Source organism: Streptomyces sp. NPDC048514 (assembly GCF_043199955.1).
In the GTDB taxonomy this organism is placed as follows: Bacteria; Actinomycetota; Actinomycetes; order Streptomycetales; family Streptomycetaceae; genus Streptomyces.
The window spans coordinates 579,883-600,648 of record NZ_JBICWT010000004.1 but is presented as its reverse complement, the minus strand read 5'-3'; the positions used below and the strand labels follow the sequence as shown (position 1 = coordinate 600,648).

Here is a 20,766-nt window from a genome sequence, read left to right as displayed (position 1 = left end):
TATCGGACCTGCCCGGGAATACCGTTTCTCCTGACATGTCCTGCGACGCCGTCCCGATGCACCGACCCGTCTTTCCCGTCCTTCTCGCGCGATCTACCCGGAGCGGCCAGTGGGCGCACCGCCCGTCCCTCGTGCCGCGGCCGGGGGGCACGCCGGCAGTGTTCGGGCGGATGCCCTCGTCCAGGCGTTCGTGGCCCGTGCCGTCGAGGCGGGAGAGGGGCGCGAGGGCGTCCGCCACCGCGATCACGTCGTACCGCTGACCGAACCCGTGGCGGCGCTGCTGGGCAGGGCGCCGGGCACCCTGGTGACCGTGCGGGTGCCGCGCGCCGACGCGGTGCCTGCGGCCGTCCGGACCTGGCGGAGCGAGCCGGAGATCCTGCGGGCCCTGCGCGGGGTGCTCCCCGTGCCCGAGTGCCTGGCCGCGGGGGAGGGGTACGCCGTCCACAGTCATCTGGACGGAACCGTACTGGCGGAAGTGTGCGGCCCCGGCGAACCGGTCGGCGGCCGGTTGCTGGCGGACCTCGCGGCACTGCTCGCCTCGATCGTCCAGGTGCGCGGCGGGGCGTTGCCGCCCCTGCCGCCCGACCGGCCCCGCAACCACACGGACTCCCAGGGCTTCCTGCGCACCCTGGCCCGGCTCGCCGACCGCCAGGTCCGCCGGCCCGACTGGTCCCGGTACGGCGGCCTGTTCGTCGCCCTCGGGGTACCGGAGGACGCCCTGCTCCGGTTCGCCGACCGGGTGCCGGCGATGACCCGGCGGCCCTACGGTCTGCTCCACGGCGACCTGCACCGCGCCACCCTGGTCCTGCCGGCCGCCGGTGACCCGCCGCTGTACTGCCCGGACTGGGGACTGGCCGGCTACGGCGACCCGGTGCACGACCTCGCCGTGCACCTGGTGCGGATGCGCTACCCGAGGCACCAGTGGCAGCAGGCCGTCGACGCCTGGGCCGACGCCGTGCACCGGGTGCGGCCGGCCGCGGCGGCCGGCCTGGCCAAGGACCTGCCGCACTACGTGGCGTTCGAGCACGCGCAGTCCCTGTACACCGACGTCGTCCGGGCCGCCCGGTCGCTGGAGGAATCCTTCGGCCGGCGGAGTCTTCGGGAGGCGACCGGGACCGTGCGCGCCGCCCTGCGGGCCGCCGCCGAGCCGCTGCGGCTGGGCCGGGTGCCGGAGGAGGACGAGATCGAGCGGATCCTGTTCCGGCGCGGGGCCTCGGCCCGCTCCGCCGCCGGCGCCCGGCGGAGCCCGGCCGGCCGGGGCATCGGCTGGACGCCGGACCGGCGCGTCGGCGAGCACCGGCACTTCCCCCACTCCGCCGTCGCCGACGCGCTGTTCCTGGAGGGCGCCGCCCCGGCCGACCGGGTGTTCAAGGGGGCGGCGCATCTCAACACCGTGCTCAGGGTGCCCGGCACCCCCTTCCCCGTGGTCGTACGCCGCGAGGCGACCGTCGTCCTGCGGCGCGAGCGCAGCTTCCTCAGCGAGCACGCCGTGCTGGGGGCGATCGAACGGTCCGGGGTGCCGGTGGCCGCGCCCCGGGTGCTGGCGCTGGGGACGAGCCACGCCACGGACCCCGCCCACCGCTACGGCGGCGACCGCTTCGCCGTCCACACCTACGAGGGCGCCCGCGACCTCGGCCGAAGACCCGAGCACCCGGTGCACGGTCTGCGGCCGTACGAGGCCGACTGCCTGGTCGACCAGCTGGCCGCGCTGACCGCCGTCGACTACAGCACGATCGACCCGGTCGCGGGCCGGCCCGGCTTCTACGACTGGCTGGCCGACCAGCTGGTGGCGCTGGTCGCCGCCCTGCCGAAGGCGTCCCGGCAGTCGGCCCGCTTCCTCGGGCTGCCCGACGCGCCCCGGCTGCGCGAGATCCTCGCCCGGCATCGCGTCACCGAGCGCGACTGCGCCCTGCTGCACGGCGACCTCAACCCCTGGAACCTGGTGCGCCGCGAGGACGACCCGGCGCTCACCCTGATCGACTGGGAGATGGCGCTCGTCGGGGACCCGCTGTACGAGCTGGTCCGGCACATGCACCTCACCCCGACCCGGCCGGAGATCCGCGACCGCCTCTTCCGCCGCTGGGAGGCCCGTCTGGCGCCGCGCTTCACCAAGGGCTGGCAGCAGGACTGGCCGGTGTACCGGTGGATCGAGCTGGTCCGCTCCGCCTACGTCGACCTCGACCGGCTGGTCACCGGGACGAGCCTGGACGCGCCCAACGTCCGGCGCGCGCTGGAGTCGTACGCCATGACCCTGGCCGCTGCCACCGCGTCCCTGGGGCTGTCGTCCCGGCCGGGCGGCGGCCGTCTCCCGGCCCGCCCTCCGGCCCGGCCGACCGGTCCGGGCGGCGCTGCGTAGGCTCCCCCCATGGAAGAGATGGGCCTGCGCGAGCGCAAGAAGCAGCGGATGTACCAGGACGTGTCGGACATCGCCGTACGGCTGTTCCTGGAGCGGGGCTTCGACGCGGTGTCGGTCGCCGAGGTCGCCGCCGCGGCCGGGATCTCCAAGCCGACCCTCTTCCGGTACTTCCCGGCCAAGGAGGACCTCGTCCTGCACCGGATCGCCGACCACGAGACGGAGGCCGCGCGGCTGGTCGCCGGGGCGGCCGACCCGGTGGACGCGCTGCGCCGGAACTTCCTCGCCGGGCTGCGCCGCCGCGATCCGGTCACCGGGCTGAGCGACCATCCCGAGGTGCTCGCCTTCCACACCCTGCTCTACGGCACCCCGGCCCTGGTGGCGCGGGCGTACGGCCATCTGGAGCGATCGGAGGCGGCGCTGGCGCGGGCGCTGGGCGGGGACCTGGAGGCCCGGCTGGCGGCCGGGCAGATCGTCGCCGTCCAGCGGATCCTCGCCCAGGAGAACTGGCGGCGGATCGCGGCGGGGGAGGGTGTCGGGGAGGTGGCGCCGGACGCCGTGCGGGCGGCGGAGCGGGCGTTCGCGCGGCTGGCGGCGGGGCTTCCGGAGCGGTTCGGCGGGCAACTCTCGTGAGACTGGGTTAAAAACTTAACTCGGTTGCACATTTCCCGTAGGGTGGGCCACATGACGTCACTCCACCCCGCCCTCGAGGAGACCCTGCACGCCGAGCGCGCCTATCACGACAGCTGCCGCGCCGCCCTCGCCGCCATGGTCGAGGGCGCCGCCGAGCAGGTCGTCACCGGCGAGGACGTCTCCGCCTCCGGTGCCGACGCCGAGGTCCTGGGTTACGGGTTGCGCAGCCGGGCCAAGGCCATGCGCGAACTTCCGCCCGGGCCGCTGTTCTTCGGCCGTCTCGACTTCGCCGTCCACGCCCCCGGGCACGGCGGGCAGCACTACCACGTCGGGCGGGTGCGGATCACCGAGGAACCCGCCGCCCCGCCCCTCGTGGTCGACTGGCGGGCCCCCGTCTCCCGCGCCTTCTACCAGGCGAGCGCCCGCGACCCGCAGGGCGTCGGGACCCGGCGCCGGTTCGGCTGGGCGCCGGGCAGCCGGGGCGACTCGGCCGACCTCACCGGCCTGGAGGACGAGCACCTGGACCGGGGCGAGTCGCGGAGCAGCGACATCGTCACCCGTGAGATCGAGCGGCCCCGGGTCGGGCCCATGCGGGACATCGCCGCCACCATCCAGCCCGAGCAGGACGACCTGGTACGGGCGGATCTCACCGACTCCGTGTGCGTGCAGGGCGCCCCCGGCACCGGCAAGTCCGCCGTCGGCCTGCACCGCGCCGCGTACCTGCTCTACACCCACCCCAAGCGGCTCCAGCGCGCCGGCCTGCTCATCCTCGGACCCAACCGGACCTTCCTCGGCTACATCGCCGAGGTGCTCCCCGCCCTCGGCGAGTCGGGCGTCCGCCAGTCCACCCTGCTGGGCGAGGTCGCCGGCCGGCCGCCCGCCGGCACCGATTCCGTCCGCACGGCGACCGTCAAACACGACGCCCGCATGGCCGAGGTGCTGCGCCGGGCGCTGTACGCGCGCGTGAGCGGGGAAGGCGTGACCGACCTCGCCGTGCCGGAGGGGTCCTACCGGTGGCGGGTGTCCGCCGGTGAACTGGCCGGCATCGTCGGGCAGGTGCGCGCCGAGGAGCCGCCGTACGCCGTCGGCCGCGAGCGGGTGCGCACCCGGGTGGTACGGCGGCTGCGGGAACAGGCCGAGCGGCGCTCCGGAGTCCGGCCCGCCTCCTGGGTCCGCCGCATCGAGCGGTGCCGGCCGGTCACCGCGCGGCTCGACGCCGTGTGGCCGAAGGTCCGCCCCGAGGAGGTGCTGGCCGAACTCCTCACCGACGGCCAGGTGCTGGCCCGGGCGGCGGACGGGCTGCTCGACCCGGACGAGCAGACCGCGCTGCTGTGGCCGCGCCCGCCGCGCTCCCACAGGTCCGCCCGCTGGTCGCCCGCCGACCTCGTCCTCCTCGACGAGCTGTCCGGACTGATCGAACACCCCGAGGGCTACGGCCACATCGTGGTGGACGAGGCGCAGGACCTGTCGCCGATGGAGTGCCGGGCCATCGCCCGCCGGGCCGTCTTCGGCTCGCTGACCGTCCTCGGAGACTTGGCCCAGGGCACCACCCCGTGGGCCGCCCGGGACTGGGCCGTCCAGTTGCGCCACCTCGGCAAACCGGACGCGGCGGTGGTGCCGCTGACCACCGGGTTCCGGGTGCCGGCGGCGGTCCTCGAACCGGCCAACCGGCTGCTCGCCCGCCTCGACGTGACCGTCCCCGCGGCCCGGTCGCTGCGCCGGGACGGCGAGTTGACCCTCCGCCCGACCGACGACGTCCTCGGCACGACGGTGACCGCCGTACGGGACGCCCTCACCGGGCAGGGGTCGGTCGGGGTCGTCGCGGCGGACGCGGACGTGGCGGGCGTACGGGAGGCGCTCACCGCGGCCGGCATCGGGGCGGCCGGCCCCGAGACGCTCGGCGCCCGCCTGACCGTCGTCCCCGCGAGCCTGGTCAAGGGCCTGGAGTACGACCACGTGATCGCCGTGGAACCGGCCGCCGTCGTCGAGGCGGAGCAGCGCGGCGCCCACCGCCTGTACGTGGTGCTGACCCGGGCGGTCTCCCGGCTGGACGTGGTCCACGCCCGCCCGCTGCCGTTCTGACCGCACGCGGCGGCGGGCCGGCGCGCCCGGATCCCGAACCGTGCCCGGATCCGGGACGCCCCCCACCACTCCGGCCGGTCTTTCCGGCCGCCGGCGGGTCATGGACGTCGGGGTGCCGGCCGCCGCAGAACCTCGTACCGTGCATCGACGGGAACGGCTCCATGGCCGATCCTGGTCGGTGATGCTGCTCTTCCTCGACGTCGACGGCCCGCTCATCCCGTACGGGGCGGCGGACCGCGCCTACCCGGTGTTCGCGGGCCCGTCGGCCATCACGGCCACGAACCCGCTGCTCAGCCGCGTCGACCCCGCGCTCGGGGCACGGCTCGCCGCGCTGGGCTGTGAACTGGTGTGGGCCACGACCTGGATGGACGACGCCAACTCCTGCCTCGGGCCCTGGCTCGGCCTGCCGCGGCTGCCCGTCGTGCAGTGGCCGGACGAGAACGAGCCGCCCGGCCTGCTGCACTGGAAGACCCGGCCGCTGGTCGCCTGGGCGGCCGGCCGCCCCTTCGTCTGGGTGGACGACGAGATCACCGAGGCCGACCGCGCCTGGACCGCCGTCCATCACAGCGGCCCGGCCCTGCTGCACCGGGTCGACCACCGGTACGGGCTCACGGAGGCCGACTTCGAGGTGCTGCGGGAGTGGGTGACGGCGGCCGGCCACTGAGCCCGCGGGGGCGTCAGGCGCCGACGTAGTCCGCGAGGTGTTCGCCGGTGAGGGTGGACCGGGCGGCGACGAGGTCGGCCGGGGTGCCCTCGAAGACGACGCGGCCGCCGTCGTGGCCGGCGCCGGGGCCGAGGTCGATGATCCAGTCGGCGTGGGCCATGACCGCCTGGTGGTGCTCGATGACGATCACCGACCTGCCGGAGTCCACGAGCCGGTCGAGCAGGCCGAGCAACTGTTCGACGTCGGCGAGGTGCAGGCCGGTGGTCGGCTCGTCGAGGACGTAGACACCGCTCTTCTCGGCCATGTGCGTGGCCAGCTTCAGCCGTTGGCGCTCGCCGCCGGACAGCGTGGTGAGCGGCTGGCCGAGGGTGAGATAGCCGAGGCCCACGTCGGCCATGTTCCGCAGGATCCGGTGGGCGGCAGGGGTGCGCGCCTCGCCGCCGCCGAAGAACTCCTCGGCTTCGGCCACCGGCATCGCCAGCACCTCGCTGATGTCCCGGCCGCCGAGGTGGTACTCCAGCACGGAGGCCTCGAACCGCTTACCTTCGCACTCCTCGCACGTGGTGGCGACGCCGGCCATCATCGCCAGGTCGGTGTAGACCACGCCCGCGCCGTTGCAGGTGGGGCAGGCGCCCTCGGAGTTGGCGCTGAACAGCGCCGGCTTGACGCCGTTGGCCTTGGCGAAGGCCTTGCGGATCGGCTCCAGCAGTCCGGTGTACGTCGCCGGGTTGCTCCGGCGCGAGCCGCGGATCGGGGTCTGGTCGATGGACACCACGCCCTCGCCGGCCGGGATCGACCCGTGGACCAGCGAACTCTTGCCGGAGCCGGCCACCCCGGTGAGGACGACGAGGACGCCGAGCGGGATGTCGACGTCGATGCCCCGCAGGTTGTGCGTGGTCGCGCCGCGGACCTCCAGCGCGCCGGCCGGTTTCCGCACCGTCTCCTTGAGGGCGGCCCGGTCGTCCAGATGGCGGCCGGTCAGGGTGCCGCTGGCCCGCAGCCCCTCGACGCTGCCCTCGAAGCAGACGGTGCCGCCCTCGGTACCGGCCCGGGGGCCGAGGTCGACGACGTGGTCGGCGATCGCGATGACCTCCGGTTTGTGCTCCACGACGAGCACCGTGTTGCCCTTGTCCCGCAGCCGCAGCAGCAGGTCGTTCATCCGCCGGATGTCGTGCGGGTGCAGGCCGATGGTGGGCTCGTCGAAGACGTAGGTGACGTCGGTGAGCGAGGAGCCGAGGTGGCGGATCATCTTGGTGCGCTGGGCCTCGCCGCCCGAGAGGGTCCCCGCGGGCCGGTCGAGCGAGAGGTAGCCGAGACCGATCTCGACGAACGAGTCCAGCGTCTCCCCCAGTGCCTTCAGCAGCGGCGCCACCGACGGCTCGGCGAGGCCGCGCACCCATTCCGCCAGGTCGCTGATCTGCATGGCACAGGCGTCGGCGATGCTGATCCCGGCGATCTTCGACGACCGGGCCGCCTCGCTCAGCCGGGTGCCCGCGCACTCGGGGCAGGTGGTGAAGGTGACCGCCCGGTCCACGAACTCCCGGATGTGCGGCTGCATCGCCTCCCGGTCCTTGGCGAGCATCGACTTCTGGATCCGCGGGACGAGCCCCTCGTAGGTCATGTTGATGCCCGCGATCTTCATCCTGGTCGGCTCGCGGTACAGGAAGTCCTGCAACTGCCGCTTGGTGAACGAGCGGATCGGCTTGCCCGGGTCGAACAGGCCGGACTCGGCGTAGAGGCGGTAATTCCAGCCACCGGCCTTGTAACCGGGGATCGTGAGCGCGCCCTCGTCGAGCGACTTCGAGTCGTCGTAGAGCCGGGTGAGGTCGATGTCGGTGACCGCGCCCCGCCCCTCGCACCGCGGGCACATGCCGCCGGTGACGCTGAACTCGCGCCGCTCCTTCACCGTCTGCCCGCCGCGCTGCACGGTGACCGCGCCCGCGCCGCTGATCGAGGCGACGTTGAAGGAGAACGCCTTGGGCGAGCCGATGTGCGGTGTGCCGAGGCGGCTGAAGAGGATGCGCAGCATCGCGTTGGCGTCGGTGGCGGTGCCGACGGTGGAGCGGGGGTCGGCGCCCATCCGCTGCTGGTCCACGAGGATCGCGGTGGTGAGCCCGTCCAGCACGTCGACGTCGGGCCGCCCCACCGTGGGCATGAAGCCCTGGACGAAGGCGCTGTAGGTCTCGTTGATCAGCCGCTGGGACTCCGCGGCGATGGTGTCGAACACGAGCGAGCTCTTGCCGGAGCCGGAGACACCCGTGAACACCGTCAGCCGGCGCTTGGGGATCTCGACGCTGATGTCCCTGAGGTTGTTCTCGCGCGCGCCGTGCACGCGGATCAGGTCGTGGCCGTCGGCGAGGTGCGGGGTGGGCGCCGGCGCGTCCGGCCGCGTGGTCGGGGTCATCGTGTCTCCATCTCCGGGGGCCGCCTGCGAGCACGCTAGCCGCAGCGCCGCCTGCGATGCTTCTCGAATTCTGACCGGATCCGTCCGGACTCGCCGAAGTGAGCCGGAGTGAGCGGGCGTGAGCCGGCGTCCCGGGAGGCGAGGCGCGTGCCGCGGGCTCCTACCGCTGGAGCTCCAGGACGTCGGCGACCACACAGCTGACGTTGTCGGGACCGCCGGAGCCGTTGGCGAGGGCGACGAGTTCGCGGACGGCCTGCTCGGGTTCGCCGGTCTCGGAGAGCACCCGGTGGATGTCCCGGGTCGGCACGACGGTCGACAGGCCGTCGGAGCAGAGCAGATACCGGTCTCCCCGCCTGGCGTCGTGGAGGCGCAGGTCGGGGGTGGTGTCGGCGCCTCGGCCCAGGGCCCGGACCAGCAGCGACCGCTGAGGGTGGGAGGCGGCTTCCTCCGGGCTGAGGCGCCCTTCGTCGACCATCGTCTGGACCATGGTGTGGTCGTGCGTGATCTGGAACAGTTCGCCGTCGCGCAGCAGGTGGACGCGGGAGTCGCCGATGTGGACGAGGGCCAGCTGTGATCCGGTCCAGAGCAGCGCGGTGAGTGTCGTGCCGGTGTCCTCCGGGGAAGAGCCGCTCCCGGCGATGTCGTGCACGGCCTGCCTGGCCCGGTCGATGACCTCTTCGAGGACGTTGAGGAGATCACCGGCCGGGATGCCGGCGGTCTCGAGGTGCTTGAGCGCGTCGACGGCGGCCGTACTGGCGGGGGCTCCCCGGCTGCCGCAGCCGTCGGCGACGGCGAGCAGGCGGGGTCCGGCGTAGGCGGTGTCCTGGTTGCTCTCTCGGACGAGGCCCGTGTCGGACAGTGCGGCGTAACGGATTCCCAGGGGCTTCGCGGTCGGGGACACGGCAGGGTCCTTCCAGGACAGATGGTCGATGAGGAAGGCGGCCAGGTCCCGCCGTGCGGCGGTGTCGGCCTCCACCTGGCCCCAGAACGCGCGGACCTCCCGGGCCGCTCCGGCCGCATCCAGCGTGCGGACGTGCTGGATGCGGGCCAGGGGCATCCCCAGGCGGCGGAGCCAGGCGACCAGCCGGGCCTGTTCCAGTTGTTCCGGTGCGTAGAGGCGGTAGCCGGTCACCGGGTCCACGCGAGCGGGGGTGAGCAGGCCGAGCTCGTCGTAAAGACGCAGTGCCTTCGGCGACAGCCGGGACGCCTTCGCGAACGCCCCGATGGTCAGCAACCCCATGCTCGCTCCTCCTCGTGCCGAGCACGTCGCCCGGCCCCACCGATGCTGTGGGCTCCCCCAAGGTGAAGGTCAACCAGGGGCTCCGCCGAACCCCGTCCGATGGTCTCCCACGCGCGGACGGAGGGCCTCGGCAGGAGACCCGCCGTGCTCAGGCTCAGTGCCGTGCGTTCCGCTTCGACACACTTTTGCAAGCAGGTGCTTGCAATTGTTAGCGAAGGTGGGGCAAGGTGGAGGCATGGCATCGCTGAACGTCGGCAATCTCGGTGACTATCTGCGCGAACAGCGGCGGAACGCCCAGCTGTCGCTGCGGCAGCTCGCCGATGCCGCCGGGGTGTCCAATCCGTACCTGAGCCAGATCGAGCGCGGGCTGCGCAAGCCCAGCGCGGAGGTGCTCCAGCAGGTCGCCAAGGCCCTGCGCATCTCCGCCGAGACGCTGTACGTCCGCGCCGGGATCCTCGACGCCGAGCGGGACCGCGACGACGTGGAGACGCGCGCCGTCATCCTCGCCGACCCCTCGCTCAACGAGCGCCAGAAGCAGGTGCTGTTGCAGATCTACGAGTCCTTCAGGAAAGAGAACGGATTCGGGATCGGCGAGAGCACCGCGCACGAGGACGACGAGAACGGCGCGGGGTTCACGGACGAGGGCCCGGGCGACACCGCCGTGCGCGGCACCCGCACGGCCGACGCGAGCGACGACGCCGGTCCGCGGCGGACGGCCGGGTGACGCCGGACAGGGCTTACGGACGTCACACCGCGGACCACACCACCTCAGCCGAACGCGAATCCGGGAGGACCATCACCATGGCCATCACCGACGACCTGCGCAAGACCCTCAGCGACCCGAAGCCGCTCTACTTCGCCGCCGGCACCGCCGACCTGGCGCTCCAGCAGGCCAAGAAGGTGCCCGGCCTGGTCGAGCAGCTGCGCACCGAGGCCCCGGCCCGCATCGAGGCCGTGCGCAACACCGACCCCAAGGCCGTGCAGGAGCGGGCAGCGGCCCGGGCCAAGGAGGCGCAGGAGAACCTGCAGACCAAGGTCAACGAGTTCATCGGCACCCTCGACGTGGACCTGAAGAAGCTCGGCGAGAGCGCCCAGGACCTCGCCCTGCGCGGGGTCGGCGTCGCCGCGGAGTACGCCGTCCGGGCCCGCGAGGCCTACGAGAAGGTCGCCGAGCACGGCGAGCAGACCGTGAAGACCTGGCGCGGCGAGGCCGCCGAGGAGATCGAGGAACTGGCCATCGCCGTCGAGGGCAAGCCCGAGCCGGTCGAGGTCGGGGACGAGTCGAAGCCGGCCGCGGCCGGTCCCGCCGGGGAGAAGACGCCGGAGGCGAAGAAGGCGCCGGCTCCGCGCAAGAGCACCCCCACGAAGAAGACGCCGCCGGCCAAGTGACCACGGCCGACGAGGCTTGAACGGGTCGGGCACCTTCGGGGTGCCCGGCCCGTTGTATGGGTACGGTGGCTGTACTGACGACTCGACCCAGGTGGTGGGCATTGTGCTGATGACGGCATTCGGCGGCGTGATGTGGCTGATCTTCACCGCCATGCTGGCCATGGCCGTGGTGGCCTTCGTGATGGCCGCCCTGTTCCGCGAGGACGCGTACCGCGCCGCCGACAAGCAGAACAAGGGCTTCTGGCTGATCATCCTGGGGATCGCGGTCGCGGTGAACCTGTTCGTGCCCATGCTGTTCCTGCAGCTGGCGGGCCTGGTGGCCACGATCGTCTTCTTCGTGGACGCCCGCCCGGCGCTCCAGCAGGTGTCCGGCGGCCGCGGCCGTGGCTGGGGCCGCCGCCGCGGCGGAAGCAGCAGCGACGGTCCGTACGGGCCGTACAACGGCGGCCGCTAGCGGCATCCCGCCTCGGGCGAGCACCCGATTGCCGGGTGCGGCCGAGTGGGACCCGTTCGCGCAGTTCCCAGCGCCCCTGAGGCAGGCCGCTGCTCACCACCCGGGGAGCACGGGGACGCGCGCGGCAATCCCCGAACGGCCGGTACCAGGCGACGGTGAGGGCCCGTGCGGCAATCCTCGAACGGCCGGTACCCGCGCCGCGACGGCGAGGTACCCGGCGACGGTGAGGGTCCGTGCGGCGAGGCCTCTGCTACGGGGTGCGGTCCAGCAGGACGACCGCCACGTCGTCCGTCAGCTCACCGCCGTTGAGGTCGCGTACCTCATGCACCGCGGACCGCAGCAGCGCCTCGCCCCGCAGCCCCTCGGAGAGCTGGCGGCGGATCATCTCCACCATGCCGTCCTGGCCGAGCCGTTCCCCGCCCGCGCCGACCCGGCCCTCGATCAGACCGTCGGTGTAGAGCATCAGGCTCCACTCGGCGCCCAGTTCCACCTGCATCCGCGGCCAGCGGGCACCCGGCAGCAGGCCGAGCGCGGGGCCGTTGTTGTCGTACGGCAGCAGGCGCGCGGGCCGGCCGGGGCGGGCGATCAGCGGCGCCGGATGGCCGGCCAGGCACAGGCCCGCACGGCGGCCGTCGGGGGCTATGTCCACCGTGCACAGCGTCGCGAAGATCTCCTCGTCGGCGCGCTCGTGCTCCAGCACCTCCTGCAGCGTGCTCAGCAGCTCGTCCCCGCACAGCCCGGCCAGGGTCAGCGCCCGCCAGGCGATGCGCAGCTCCACGCCGAGCGCGGCCTCGTCCGGGCCGTGGCCGCAGACGTCGCCGATCATGGCGTGCACGGTGCCGTCCGGGGTGCGGACGGCGTCGTAGAAGTCGCCGCCGAGCAGGGCCCGGGAGCGGCCGGGGCGGTAGCGCGCGGCGAACCGCAGCGAGGAGCCCTCCAGCAGCGGGGTGGGCAGCAGACCGCGCTCCAGACGGCGGTTCTCCTGCGCGCGCAGCCTGCCCTCGGCGAGCCGTCGCTCGGCGGAGTCGGATCGCTTCCGCTCCACCGCGTAGCGGATGGCACGGCTGAGCAGACGGCCGTCCAGCTCGTCCCTGAAGAGGTAGTCCTGGGCGCCGACGCGCACGGCTTCGGCGCCGCGCTCGGCGTCCGTGGAGGCGGTCAGCGCGAGCACGGCGTGCCGGGGCGCGAGCCTCAGCACGTGCTTGAGCACGGCCAGCTCGTCGTCCGCGTCGGTGCCTCCCGGGGCCGCGAGCGCGAGGTCCAGCAGGATGCAGTGGACGTCGTCGGTGAGCAGCCGCTCGGCCTCGGTGAGGTTGCGGGCGGTGCGGACGCGGATCGGCTTGCCGGCCGAGTCGAGCAGGTCGGGCACGATCGGCGAGCCGGCCGGGTCGTCCTCGATCAGCAGCAGGGTGAGCATGGTGCCGGTGTTGTTCGTGAGCGTGGCGTCGCGGTGGGCCTCTTCCTCGAGGGGGCCGCCGACTGCGGGGGCGGCCTGCGCCTGACCACACTCCACGGCCGGGATCGCTCTCTGCCGCGGTACGGGTACGGGCATCGTGTTGGGTTCCTTCCCTCCCCCCGAGGGCACGGCGGCGTCGAGGGGTCTCGACCCACCGACGGGTGACCATAGCGGCATTGGCCGCCCCGATGGAATGGTGTGAGCCGCGTCGCCTCCGCGCAGACCGCTGTCATATGCCGCGTTCTATACCGCAGTTGGACAGGCCGGCACTCCGGCGGGGATGACGAAGCTCACTCGGGCGCGGGCCGGGGGTGCGGTGGGTCACATGACCTGCGTCACCGGGGACATGGCCGGAGCGACGTGCCTCACGCGTCCGGGCGTACGACACCCAGGATCGGCATCGAGCCGGCGCCCGCGACGGTCACCGTCCGGCCGGGGCGCGGGGCGTGGATGATCGCGCCGTCTCCCACGTACATCGCGACGTGGCTGGCGTCGTCGAAGTAGATGATGAGGTCGCCGGGGCGCATGTCCTTGACGGCGACGTGCTCGAGTTGTCTCCACTGCTCCTGCGAGGTGCGCGGGACGGGGTGGCCGGCCGCGGCCCAGGCCTGCGAGGTCAGGCCGGAGCAGTCGAAGGAGTCGGGCCCCTCGGCGCCCCACACGTACGGCTTGCCGAGCTGGGCGGTGGCGAACCGCACGGCCTTCTCGCCTTGGCTGGAGGCCTTCCCGGCGGCGTCCTCGAGGACGCCGGTGTCCAGCCAGGCGGTCTGGGCCTTGAGGGCGGCCGCCCGCTCCAGCTCGGCGAGCCGCTCCTTCTCCTTCTTCTCCAGCCTCGATTCGAGCTGCTCGGCGGCGTCGATCCGCCGCTCGATCTTCTTCTTGGCGGCGGCCTTGGCCTTGCGGCCCGCTTCCAGCTTCTTCCACTGGGCGGAGGCGTCGTCGGCGTACTCCCGCAACTCCTTCTGGGTGCGGGTCATTTCGCCGAGCAGCTTCCTGGTCGCCTGCTGGCCCTGCAGGACCAGCCCGGCGCCGTCCAGGAACTGCCCGGGGTCGTCGCTGAGCAGGAACTGTGCGGACGGCGGCAGCCCGCCGGTGCGGTACTGGGACCGGGCGGCGGCGCCCGCCTGGTTCTTCAGCTTCTTCAGCCGGTCCTGGCCCTCGACGATCTTCCTGGCCAGCGCGACGATCTCGGCGGACTGCTTCTTCGCCTTCTCCTCTGCCGCGTTGTAGGCGTCGGTGGCCACGGCCGCGTCGTGGTAGAGCCCCTCGAGCTTCTCGCGGATCTGTTCAAGGTCCTTGCTCGGCGGGGGAGTCGGGGCGGCTGGAGATCCGCTCGACGTCGGGGCGGGAGTGGGGGCGGGCGCCGCGAACGCCGTACCGGGCGCTGCGAGCGCGGTCACCGCGCAGACCACGGTCAGGGCGGCCGTGAGCAGACCGCGCTTTCCCGTACCCATACGTCTTCCCCCAAACTGATTTACCGTCAGTAACTTACGGGCGCCTGAGGGATCGTGCCACGGCCGCGCGCAAAGTGACAGAGGTCGTCGGAAGTCGTGTTTCCCCCGCTGACCGCCGGATACGACGTTCTCCCCACCGATGTGACGAACGGCGCACCGAGATCGTTCCGTCCCGGCCCCGCCCGAAAGGGCGTTGTCAGGTCACGGGTGCCAACGCCGCCCACGCCACCGTCACTTCGCCCTGCCGCCAGCGCACCGCCGAATCCGTCACCGGCCAGTCGCCGGCCAGGTCCCGGACGGCGCGGATCCAGCGCTGGCGGGCGCCGTAGGAGGCGTAGGGCGCCGCGGCGTCCCAGGCGCGGTCGAAGTCGCGGAGGAAGGCGTGCACGGGCTCGCCGGGGACGTTGCGGTGGATCAGCGCCTTCGGCAGTCGTTCGGCGAGGTCGGAGGGGCGGTCCAGGGAGCCCAGCCGGGTGGCGAAGGTGACCGTGCGCGGGCCTTCCGGGCCGAGCGCCACCCAGACGTGCCGCCGCCCGATCTCGTCGCACGTCCCCTCGACCAGCAGCCCGCCCCGCGAGCCGCCGCCCGCCGGGGCGAGGCGCGCGCACAGCCGCTCCCACACGGCGGCGACCGCGGCCTCGTCGTACTGCCGCAGCACGTTGGCGGCCCGGATGAGCATCGGGCGGCCGGTGACGGGGATCTCGAAGCCGCCGTGCCGGAAGGCCAGCCCGTCCCGTTCGTAGGGCCGGGCCGCCGCCACCCGCTCCGGCTCGATCTCGACGCCCACTACACGCGCCCGCGGGGCGGCCGCGCGCAGCCGGCCGAGCAGTTCGACGGCGGTCCAGGGCGCCGCGCCGTAGCCGAGGTCGATCGCCACCGGATCCTCGGCGCGCCGCAGCTCGGCGCCGTGCACGGCCGCGATCCAGCGGTCCATCCGGCGCAGCCGGTTGGGGTTGGTCGTCCCGCGCGTCACCGTTCCCACGACGGCGGCTCGCCCGGTCGGGCGAAGCCGGGAGTGGGGGAGGGGCGTCGTGCGGGCCTTCATGCGTACGAGGGTAAGCGGGGCCGGGACCACGACGCCGACCCCCGATCCCGGCCCGACCGTCAGCCCGCGTCCGGGGCGCTGACCCCCGATCCCGGCTCGACCGCCAGCCCGCGTCCGGGGCGCTGACCCCCGATCCCGGCCCGACCGCCAGCCCGCGTCCGGGGCGCTGACCCCCGATCCCGGCCCCATCGCCAGCCGCGGCCGGGTGACCGCACCTCGGCCCGCCAGTCCGTGGCCGGGGCGGTCCCGCTCCTCGGCCCGCTCGCCCGACCGCGGCCGGGCGGTGATCCGCCGGCCTCGGGCCCGTCGCCCGCCGGGGTCGGGTGGCGTGTGTGACGCCCGCGCGCGTGGGGCCCCTCCAGGATCCAGGTAACGATTCGGCAAAATCGATTGATCGGGAAATGGCAGGGCACCCCTCGCTGTTGTCCCCCTGGGAGGGCGAGGTGGGCCCTCCGGCAGGCATGCCCGCGACGAGGAGGAACGCCACGTGAGCCAGTACGCCAGCAGGCTCGGGCGGCGCTCCCCGGCAGCCGCCGCCCGCCTCCGGCTGCACCGCAGGCCCCGCCGCGTCGCCATGCTCTCCGTGCACACCTCCCCGCTCCACCAGCCCGGCACCGGCGACGCCGGCGGCATGAACGTCTACATCGTGGAGCTGGCCCAGCGGCTCGCCGCGATCAACATCGAGGTGGAGATCTTCACCCGCGCCACCGCCGGAGGCCTGCCGCCCACGGTCGAACTCGCCCCCGGCGTCCTGGTCCGGCACGTCGACGCGGGCCCCTACGAGGGCCTCGCCAAGGAGGAGCTGCCGGCCCAGCTGTGCGCCTTCACGCACGGCGTGATGCAGGCCTGGGCCGGGCACCGCCCCGGCTACTACGACCTCGTCCACTCCCACTACTGGCTCTCCGGCCACGTCGGCTGGCTCGCCGCCCAGCGCTGGGGGGTCCCCCTGGTGCACGCCATGCACACCATGGCCAAGGTCAAGAACGCCAACCTGGCCGACGGCGACACCCCCGAGCCCGCCGCCCGGGTGATCGGCGAGACCCAGATCGTCGCCGCCTCCGACCGGCTGATCGCCAACACCGCCGAGGAGGCGGGCGAACTCGTCCGGCACTACGCCGCCGACCGGGACCACGTCGCCGTCGTCCACCCCGGGGTCAACCTCGACCGTTTCCGGCCCGCCGACGGCCGCGCCGCCGCCCGGGCCCGCCTCGGCCTGCCGCAGGACGCCCTGATCCCGCTGTTCGCGGGCCGCATACAGCCCCTGAAGGCCCCGGACGTCCTCCTGCGCGCGGTGGCCGTGCTGCTCGACGAACGTCCCGAGCTGCGCTCCCGCATCCTCGTCCCCGTCGTCGGCGGCCCCAGCGGCAGCGGGCTCGCCAAGCCGGAGGGGCTGCAGAAGCTCGCCGCCCGGCTCGGTGTCGCGGACGTCGTACGGTTCCGGCCGCCGGTCGACCAGGAGCAGCTCGCGGACTGGTTCCGGGCCGCCTCCGTCCTGGTCATGCCGTCCTACAGCGAGTCCTTCGGCCTGGTCGCCATAGAGGCGCAGGCGGCCGGCACCCCGGTGCTCGCGGCATCCGTCGGCGGGCTGCCGGTGGCCGTGCGCGACGGCGAGACCGGCTTCCTCGCGAGCGGGCACCACCCCGCCGAGTACGCGCGCGTGCTGGGCCGGTTCGCCGACGAGCCGTCCCTCACGGCGCGCATGGGGCAGGCCGCCGCCCGGCATGCCCAGCGCTTCGGCTGGGACACGGCGGCCGCCGCCACCGCCGAGGTCTACACGGCGGCGACCCAGTCCCACCGCCGTCGCGTACGCTCCCACCATGGGTGATGTCGAGAAGACCGGGCAGGTACTGCAGGCCGCCCTGGAGGACGCCGAACTGGAGTGGGAGAGCCCCGAGCCCGGGAACTTCGTGGTCAAGCTCCCCGGCACCCGCAAGCTCTCCACGACGGTCTCCCTCCTGGTCGGCCGCCACTCCCTGTCGCTCAACGCCTTCGTCATCCGCCACCCCGACGAGAACGAGACCGGCGTCCACCGCTGGCTCCTGGAGCGCAACCTCAAGCTCTACGGCGTGAGTTACGCCGTGGACCACCTCGGCGACATCTACGTCGCCGCCCGGCTCCCGCTGGCCTCCGTCACCCCGGACGAGATCGACCGCCTTCTGGGTCAGGTCCTGGAAGCGGCCGACGGCGCCTTCAACACGCTCCTGGAACTGGGCTTCGCCTCCTCGATCCGCAAGGAGCACGCCTGGCGCGTCTCCCGCGGCGAGTCCACCCGCAACCTCGACGCGTTCAAGCACCTGATCGAGCGCCCGGCGGACTGATCCCCGCTCTCCTTCCGGCCGGCTCTTCGCTTCTCACCCGGGCACCTTCGCTTTTCTTCCGGGCGACCCCTTCCCGGCACGAGGACGACGGTGGCATGCTCACCGCCAACGCATTCATGAACGTGATTCATATACATGAATAGGCGGGTGGATATGAGCAACGCGCACCTCACCAGACGGACCCTGCTCGCGGGCGCGACCGCGGTGGCCCTGGGCGCCGCGACCGGCACCGCCCGGGCGGCCGAAGTCGCCGCGCTCTGGGAGGAGTTCCGCCGCTCCCCGGCCACCCACCCGCAGATCCCCTACGTGGGCCGCGCCGGATACCGCGGCGGAGCCACCCGCTTCCCCCGCCCCCGGGTCGTCGCCGACGTCACCGACTTCGGCGCCGTGCCCGACGGCGGCACCGACTGCGCGCCCGCGATCAACCGTGCCATCGCCGCCGCCGGAAGGGCCGGCGGTGGCACGGTCACCATCCCGCCCGGCACCTTCCGCATCGACGACGTCATCCGCATCGGCGACTCCGGTGTCGTCCTGCGCGGCGCCGGCAGCGGCCGTACGACCCTGTACGCGACGAAGAACCTCACCGAGCTGATCGGCGTCTACGGCTCCCGCTACGGCGGCGACAAGTCCTCCTGGTCCTGGGCGGGCGGCCTCATCTGGCTCGCCCCCAGGGCCCGCTGGGACTCCCTGGTCACCGCGATCAGGGAGCGGGCCTGGCCGTTCGAGGGCTGGACCGGCAACAGGCGCGACGCGTGGGCGACCCTGACCACGGTGGCACCGGCCCGCCGGGGCGACCGGACGGTCACCGTCGCCGACCCCGCCCACCTGCGCCCCGGCCGGCTCGTCCTCCTCCGCCTCGCCGACGACCCCGCCCACACCCTCCTCCAGCACATGGCGGGCGGCGGCCCCGGACCGGCCGCCTACAACTGGGACGACAAGACGAAGCTGACGTCGTACGTCCCCTACGAGTGGCCGGTGCGCGTCACCCGCGTCCACGGCCGCCGCGTCACCCTCGAACGCCCCCTCCCGCTCGACGTACGACCGGAGTGGGACCCCAGGCTGACCACGCACGTGCCCGAGCTGACCGGCTCCGGCCTCCAGGGCCTGACCCTGGAGGCGGTGCAGACCCCGCAGTCGCCCCACCTCCTCGACAAGGGCTACAACGGTGTCGTCCTGCAGTGCGCCTACGACTGCTGGGTGGACGACGTCACGGTGCGCCACGTCGACAACGGCTTCGGCCTGGTCGCTGCCTCCGCCTGCACCCTGCGCCGCACCCGGGTCGCCGGCCGGGGCTCGCACCACCCGTACTTCTGCCGTGAGGGCTCCCACGACAACCTGGTCGAGGACTTCACGATCGAGGAGCGCACGGTCCCCGCACCCGCCGGCACGCAGCTGCACGGCATCAACGTCGAGGGCCTGTCCTCCCACAACGTGTGGTCGCGCGGCGACATGCGGATGGGCACCTTCGACAGCCACCGCGGACTGCCGTTCGCCAACGTCCGCACCGACGTCACCGTGAACAACAACGGCCAGCACGGCGGCGACGCCAGCGCCGGACCGCTCTTCGGCGCCCGCTTCACCCACTGGAACATCCGGGTCACCAACGGCCGCGCGGGCCTGATGAAGATCGACGGACTGGCGCCCTGCTCGGCGACGGTCGGCATCAACGAGGTCACCGAGTTCGGCCAGACCGACGTCCCCGACTTCCCCGGTGACCTGCGCTCCCGCCTGGAGCTGTACGGCACCACGGACGCGGTGCGCCCGCGCAACCTGTACGAGGCTCAGCGCGCGCTGCGGTAGCGCCCGGGCGTCACCCCGACCAGCTTCTTGAAGTGCCGGGTGAGATGGGCCTGGTCGTAGAACCCGGCCACGGCGGCCACCTCGCCCGGCGGCAGCCCGTCCAGCAGCAGCCGGCGGGCCCGGCCGACCCGCCGGGACATCAGATACCGGTGCGGGGCGATGCCGTACGCGCCGCTGAACGCCCGCACCAGATGGGCGGGATGGGCGTGCAGCAGCCGCGCGGCCCCCTCCAGCGTGAGCCCCTCGACGAGCCGCGCGTCCAGCAACTCCCGCAACCGGCGGGCGAGCGCCGGATCCCGGCGCGCGCCCGGCGGGTCCGTCCGGTGCCGCAGGTGGTCGCGCAGCCGCTCCCCGACGAGGGTCAGCCGGCTCTCCGCCTCCAGCTCGTCGCCGGGCCGGGCGAGGGCCGAGTGCAGCCGGCCGACGTGCCGCCGCAGCACCGGGTCCCGCAGGTCGGGCCCGTCCACGGCCGCCCCGATCAGTTCCTCCCCCAGCCGGCTGGTGTCCAGGTACACCACCCGCTTGCGGAAGCCGTCCGGGGTGGCCGGCGAACCGTTGTGCGGCACGTGCGGCGGCAGCAGCGAGACGGTGTCGTGCGGGGTGCCGTGCTCGTGCCGGTCCAGGTCGTAGCGCACGGCTCCGTCGTCCACGATGAGCAGCGTCCAGGCGTCATGGACGTGCATCGGATACGCGTACTCGGTGAAGTGGGCGTGGAAGACCTCGGTGACGCCCGGGACACGGGGGCGCCACGCGGTGACTTCCTGCCGGGCGGCCATGCAAAAAACGTACAAGACTCCGTCGTACGGGGGGCGGCAGTCTCGTTCCATGAGCACTGAACCCGTCCGATTCGACACGAAGATCGCCGTGCTGCTGCGCGAGGACCTCGAGCCCTGGCAGCGCCTCAATGTCACCGCCTTCCTGGTCAGCGGCCTCGGCGCGACGATCCCCGAGGTGATCGGGAAGCCGTACGAGGACGCCGGCGCGGTGGCGTACCTGCCGATGTTCCGGCAGCCGGTGCTGGTCTTCGAGGGCACGAAGGAGCTTCTGAAGGGGGCGCACGAGAAGGCGCTGGGCCGGGCGCTGCCCCGCGCGGTGTTCACGGCGGACCTGTTCTCGACGGGCAACGACCGCGACAACCGCGCGGCGGTCCGGGCGGTGCCGACGGCGGAGCTGGACCTGGTGGGCCTCGCGGTGTACGGGCCGCGGAACGCGGTGGACAAGGTGGTGAAGGGGGCGCGGATGCATCCGTGACGACGCCCCGCCGAAACCGCTAGCCGCGTCCGGAACCGCTAGCCGCGTCCGAAACCGCTAGCCGCGTCCGGAACCGCTAGTCGCGCCCGGAGCCCGCTGCGTCCGGAGCCCGCACGGCCCCGGCCGACCGGGATCCGCGACGCTGCCCTCGCCGGAACCGGGGCCGCGCCCGGAACTCGGCCGGTCGACGGAATCACATCGCGTGACCGGGTGATCCGATCAC

At 73.5% G+C, this 20,766-nt stretch carries 17 protein-coding genes; 11 read left to right on the top strand and 6 right to left on the bottom strand.

Annotated features, from left to right (window positions below):
• The first annotated feature begins 109 nt into the window (after positions 1 to 109).
• The 4 genes from ACGFT2_RS11470 (at position 110) to ACGFT2_RS11455 (ending at position 5,732) form a co-directional block, all read left to right on the top strand.
• Positions 110 to 2,356: a phosphotransferase gene (locus ACGFT2_RS11470; protein WP_393276112.1), complete on the top strand. Its 2,247-nt coding sequence runs from the start codon at positions 110 to 112 to the stop codon at positions 2,354 to 2,356.
• 9 nt (positions 2,357 to 2,365) lie between these two features.
• The gene (locus tag ACGFT2_RS11465; protein WP_393276109.1) at positions 2,366 to 2,986 is read left to right on the top strand and encodes a TetR family transcriptional regulator; all 621 of its coding nucleotides are present in this window, start codon (positions 2,366 to 2,368) and stop codon (positions 2,984 to 2,986) included.
• Between the two features lie 51 nt (positions 2,987 to 3,037).
• Positions 3,038 to 5,068 carry a HelD family protein gene (locus ACGFT2_RS11460; protein ID WP_393276106.1) on the top strand — a complete coding sequence of 677 codons (2,031 nt, stop codon included), beginning with the start codon at positions 3,038 to 3,040 and terminating at the stop codon, positions 5,066 to 5,068.
• A gap of 181 nt (positions 5,069 to 5,249) precedes the next feature.
• On the top strand, positions 5,250 to 5,732 hold the full coding sequence (locus ACGFT2_RS11455; RefSeq protein WP_393276103.1) for an HAD domain-containing protein: 483 nt from the start codon (positions 5,250 to 5,252) through the stop codon (positions 5,730 to 5,732).
• 13 nt (positions 5,733 to 5,745) lie between these two features.
• On the opposite strand, the gene ACGFT2_RS11450 is transcribed toward ACGFT2_RS11455, so the two are convergent.
• Positions 5,746 to 8,136 carry an ATP-binding cassette domain-containing protein gene (locus ACGFT2_RS11450; protein WP_393276100.1) on the bottom strand — a complete coding sequence of 797 codons (2,391 nt, stop codon included), beginning with the start codon at positions 8,134 to 8,136 and terminating at the stop codon, positions 5,746 to 5,748.
• 160 nt (positions 8,137 to 8,296) lie between these two features.
• Positions 8,297 to 9,376, bottom strand: a complete 1,080-nt coding sequence (locus ACGFT2_RS11445; RefSeq protein WP_393276098.1) for a MerR family transcriptional regulator — start codon at positions 9,374 to 9,376, stop codon at positions 8,297 to 8,299.
• Between the two features lie 235 nt (positions 9,377 to 9,611).
• Between ACGFT2_RS11445 and ACGFT2_RS11440 the strand changes: the two genes are divergently transcribed.
• From ACGFT2_RS11440 to ACGFT2_RS11430, 3 genes are all read left to right on the top strand, one after another.
• A complete protein-coding gene (locus ACGFT2_RS11440; RefSeq protein WP_393276096.1) occupies positions 9,612 to 10,100 on the top strand; it encodes a helix-turn-helix domain-containing protein in 489 nt (162 codons plus the stop codon).
• A gap of 77 nt (positions 10,101 to 10,177) precedes the next feature.
• Positions 10,178 to 10,765, top strand: a complete 588-nt coding sequence (locus ACGFT2_RS11435; protein ID WP_393276093.1) for a hypothetical protein — start codon at positions 10,178 to 10,180, stop codon at positions 10,763 to 10,765.
• A gap of 109 nt (positions 10,766 to 10,874) precedes the next feature.
• The gene (locus ACGFT2_RS11430; RefSeq protein WP_393276091.1) at positions 10,875 to 11,219 is read left to right on the top strand and encodes a DUF2516 family protein; all 345 of its coding nucleotides are present in this window, start codon (positions 10,875 to 10,877) and stop codon (positions 11,217 to 11,219) included.
• Between the two features lie 250 nt (positions 11,220 to 11,469).
• Here ACGFT2_RS11430 and ACGFT2_RS11425 read toward each other — a convergent pair whose 3' ends face one another.
• The 3 genes from ACGFT2_RS11425 to ACGFT2_RS11415 all read right to left on the bottom strand — a co-directional run bounded on the left by ACGFT2_RS11425 (position 11,470) and on the right by ACGFT2_RS11415 (position 15,111).
• Positions 11,470 to 12,771, bottom strand: coding sequence for a PP2C family protein-serine/threonine phosphatase (locus ACGFT2_RS11425; RefSeq protein ID WP_393276089.1), 1,302 nt, complete (start codon positions 12,769 to 12,771; stop codon positions 11,470 to 11,472).
• 269 nt (positions 12,772 to 13,040) lie between these two features.
• Positions 13,041 to 14,129 carry an NlpC/P60 family protein gene (locus ACGFT2_RS11420; RefSeq protein ID WP_393276086.1) on the bottom strand — a complete coding sequence of 363 codons (1,089 nt, stop codon included), beginning with the start codon at positions 14,127 to 14,129 and terminating at the stop codon, positions 13,041 to 13,043.
• 196 nt (positions 14,130 to 14,325) lie between these two features.
• Positions 14,326 to 15,111, bottom strand: a complete 786-nt coding sequence (locus ACGFT2_RS11415) for a class I SAM-dependent methyltransferase (protein WP_393276346.1) — start codon at positions 15,109 to 15,111, stop codon at positions 14,326 to 14,328.
• A gap of 550 nt (positions 15,112 to 15,661) precedes the next feature.
• On the opposite strand from ACGFT2_RS11415, the gene mshA reads away from it, so the two are divergent.
• From mshA to ACGFT2_RS11400, 3 genes are all read left to right on the top strand, one after another.
• Entirely contained in the window at positions 15,662 to 16,999 is a 1,338-nt protein-coding gene (mshA, locus tag ACGFT2_RS11410; RefSeq protein ID WP_393276083.1) for a D-inositol-3-phosphate glycosyltransferase, read from the top strand.
• On the top strand, positions 16,992 to 17,492 hold the full coding sequence (locus ACGFT2_RS11405) for a YbjN domain-containing protein (RefSeq protein WP_393276080.1): 501 nt from the start codon (positions 16,992 to 16,994) through the stop codon (positions 17,490 to 17,492). The genes mshA and ACGFT2_RS11405 overlap by 8 nt, the downstream gene beginning before the upstream one ends.
• A 153-nt stretch (positions 17,493 to 17,645) precedes the next feature.
• Positions 17,646 to 19,292, top strand: a complete 1,647-nt coding sequence (locus tag ACGFT2_RS11400; protein ID WP_393276077.1) for a glycosyl hydrolase family 28-related protein — start codon at positions 17,646 to 17,648, stop codon at positions 19,290 to 19,292.
• On the opposite strand, the gene ACGFT2_RS11395 is transcribed toward ACGFT2_RS11400, so the two are convergent.
• The gene (locus ACGFT2_RS11395; RefSeq protein WP_393276074.1) at positions 19,274 to 20,068 is read right to left on the bottom strand and encodes an AraC family transcriptional regulator; all 795 of its coding nucleotides are present in this window, start codon (positions 20,066 to 20,068) and stop codon (positions 19,274 to 19,276) included. The genes ACGFT2_RS11400 and ACGFT2_RS11395 overlap by 19 nt on opposite strands.
• Here ACGFT2_RS11395 and ACGFT2_RS11390 point away from each other — a divergent pair.
• Positions 20,067 to 20,543 (top strand): DUF2000 family protein, encoded by a 477-nt coding sequence (locus ACGFT2_RS11390; RefSeq protein WP_393276072.1) that lies wholly within the window; start codon positions 20,067 to 20,069, stop codon positions 20,541 to 20,543. The two genes, ACGFT2_RS11395 and ACGFT2_RS11390, sit on opposite strands and share 2 nt — an antisense overlap.
• The last annotated feature ends 223 nt before the right edge of the window (positions 20,544 to 20,766 follow it).